Below are 3,149 nucleotides of genomic sequence, written 5' to 3'. Positions count from 1 at the left end.
AGAGATGTATATTGATAGAGAACTTTTTCTCTATATACTCTGTTGAATAAAGAGCTTTTGTTTACACAATTCCTTATATATATTGTCCATTAAAAATATGGATAATTATTCAATAAACAAACCAACATTCATTGCAATTTTTTATTCTTATTTCTTAATAAAGGAATAATGTAAATTAAATGCATGAGAATGGATAGAAATTAAGATTTAGAAGGAGAATATTTTATGAAATCCAAGTTAATTGCTACAGGAATTMTTGCWGGAAGTCTACTATCCTACTCATCTAATATATTTGCAGATACTCAAAAATTTCCTGATGTTCCAAAGTGGGCAGAGGAATCTGTAAATTATTTAGTAGATAAACAAGTATTAAGTGGCTACCCAGATGGGATTTTTGGGTCAAATGATTCATTAGACAGAGCTTCTGCGGCGACTATTATGACAAGGGTTTTGGGTACGAAAATTGACTTMAATGCAAAACCWTCYTTTACAGATTCACAAAACCAYTGGGSWACKCCSTATATTGCTGCTGCTGAAAAAGCTGGCATCATTAAAGGAGAAGGGAATGGCATCTTCAATCCAACTGGAAAAGTTACACGTGCTGCTATGGCGACAATGCTAGTAAATGCTTATAAACTACAGAGTACAACAAATGATAATGGCCAAAGTAAATTTGAGGATTTAAAAGGACATTGGGGTGAAAAATTCGCCAATATTTTAATTAACTTAAAAATCTCAGTTGGGACTGATAACGGTTGGCAACCAAATAGATTCATAACACGAGCTGAAGCCGCTCAACTTACTGCTAAAACTGATATGTTGCAACAAAATCAAAACAATGGTTTAGAAGACAAAGAAATCATTACTGCTACATCATATGAAGATTTAAACTTAACAGTGGCTTCTAATATTACTGCCCAAGAAATTGATAGTTTTATTGCACAATACCATTCAGATAGTCCATTAGTTGGACATGGGAAAGACTTTATCAACGCACAAAATAAATATGGTGTAAATGCTCTATATTTAGCCGCTCATGCAATTTTAGAATCTGGATATGGAAAATCAGAAATTGCATATCAAAAACATAATCTATTCGGATTACGTGCATATGATGGAGATCCGTTTAAATATGCAAAATATTTACCAACCTACAGCGACAGTATTGCTTATAATGCTAATTATGTGCGAGAAAGATATTTAGAAGAAGATGGTATGCATTATAACGGACCAACGTTAGCTGGTATGAACGTGAAATATGCATCAGATAAAGGATGGGCTAACAAAATTGCAGGTATTATGGGGCGTATTAAACCGTTCCGTGCAAAAGACTATACACATGCAAAAAAATTACCGAAGAACCCTGAAACATTAGATGTCGAAGCGTTATCTAATGAAATACCGTATAAAATGTATGAAGATGGTTCGAGCGCAAATATTGTATCATCAGCCGCTTACTATCATGTACCTTATCCATTTCATTTAAAAATTAAAAGTAAATCAGATGTAGCAGTCGATGAAAATAAAGTTGGTACAGTAACTCCTGGAACAAACATCTTTATTTATCGTGAAGATCCAAATGGATGGATAGAATTCTCTTTTGAAACTAATGGAGAAAAATACTGGGCATTAAAAAGTAATTTAAGTATGTAATTAGAAAGGTCTCTCTCACTACTCTTAATCGTTTAGATTATAATCCCATATAATTATGAGACAAGTTTTTTACTTTTTTTAAATATAGTTATGTATACAAAAAAGTTAGAGAATTATTTCCTCTAACTTTTATGCGCTAGTATTTAAAATTAAAAAGATGGTGGGGTTACTCCAAATATAACAGTGACTTTGTGTAAAGAAGTGTTTTCCCATTTATGTTTTGCGTATGGTGGGATTTTAACACTATCACCTGGATTAAGAAGTAGAACCTCATCATTTAGATATAGTTTTACTTGTCCTTCCATAATAAATGCTATTTCTTCGCCTTTATGTGCCACAGGCTCCATAGATGAAGCGGTTTGAGGTAGCAGATTCATTAAAGCCAATTCCAGTGATCCATCTAAATTAGGAGATAATAACTCATACGAAACATTACCGCTTTCAGGGAAGGTTATTTGTTTTCTTTGTTCCGCTCTTACAACTAATTCTTCTGTATTGGTATCTTCCAAGAAAAAATTAAATAAAGGAATATTTAATGCTACAGAAATTAATTTTAGTGTTTGTAATGATGGATTCGTGATCCCTTTCTCAATCTGACTTAACATGGAAGGTGTTATATCAGCTAATTCAGCTAAACGTTTACTAGTTAATCCTGCACCTTTTCTAAATCCCATAATTTTTTGACCAACATTAATATTGTTCATATACATAATCCCCTTTAAATGAGTGAAATTTATTAAATTAAAATTAATTTTATTTACTTATACTTAATACATTGTTAATATATACTTAATTATAATAAATTATGATTAATTTTCAAACATTTATATCGTTGTAAGAATATTAAATAAGACGTGAAGTGATTGAAATGGATTGATTATATTTACAAGGGGGTTTATGACTGAGAGAAATTGCAAATGAAACAAAAGAGAATTTGAGAAAGAAGTATCCATTTTTTCAAAAATTAATTGAAACCGAGGAAGTTTTTTTGCTTAACCCAAGTAAGACAGATTTTGAATCTTTTATTCTAGCTAGTACTTTAACTAGAGTGGATGTTATAGATGCAGAAGATCGATTAAAACGATTTGCTCCATAATAATGCAAAAGTTTTTCCTGAAACACAAGAGGCGAATGGCATTATTGAATCGCCACTAGTAAATATTAATTCCATGAAACAATATCTGCAAGAAGAATATAAAGAGGAAATACCAGGACAATTATTACTAAAATGTAATAGTCATCTTCCCATTTCGGGATCTATTAAAGCAAGAGGCGGAGTATATGAGGTATTAAAACACGCCAAAGATTTAGCTTTGAAACATCATTTATTAACTAAACAAGATGATTATTCCGTATTAGATAGTGACAGGTTTAGAACATTCTTTTCAAATTATTCAATTGCAGTAGGTTCGACCGGAAATTTAGGGTTAAGCATTGGAATTATGAGTGTAAAGTTAGGATTCAATGTAACTGTCCATATGTCAACTGATGCGAGA

The 3,149-nt window shown here is 31.6% G+C and carries 2 protein-coding genes and 1 pseudogene; 2 read left to right on the top strand and 1 reads right to left on the bottom strand.

All coding sequences use genetic code 11. The features are described 5' to 3' along the window. The first annotated feature begins 225 nt into the window (after nucleotides 1-225). Nucleotides 226-1,653, top strand: coding sequence for an S-layer homology domain-containing protein (locus AC1DJR_RS23420; RefSeq protein ID WP_477003622.1), 1,428 nt, complete (start codon nucleotides 226-228; stop codon nucleotides 1,651-1,653). Nucleotides 1,654-1,802: 149 nt separating this feature from the next. Here AC1DJR_RS23420 and AC1DJR_RS23415 read toward each other — a convergent pair whose 3' ends face one another. Beyond that, nucleotides 1,803-2,357 (bottom strand): helix-turn-helix domain-containing protein, encoded by a 555-nt coding sequence (locus tag AC1DJR_RS23415; RefSeq protein WP_061676088.1) that lies wholly within the window; start codon nucleotides 2,355-2,357, stop codon nucleotides 1,803-1,805. A 197-nt stretch (nucleotides 2,358-2,554) separates the two neighbouring features. Between AC1DJR_RS23415 and AC1DJR_RS23410 the strand changes: the two are divergent. Then, nucleotides 2,555-3,149, top strand: a pseudogene (locus tag AC1DJR_RS23410) (D-serine ammonia-lyase); the annotation flags it as partial.

This window comes from Bacillus sp. 05T31, assembly GCF_056396725.1.
The sequence above is the reverse complement of the archived record's forward strand: the minus strand, read 5'-3'. Positions and strand labels throughout refer to the sequence as shown.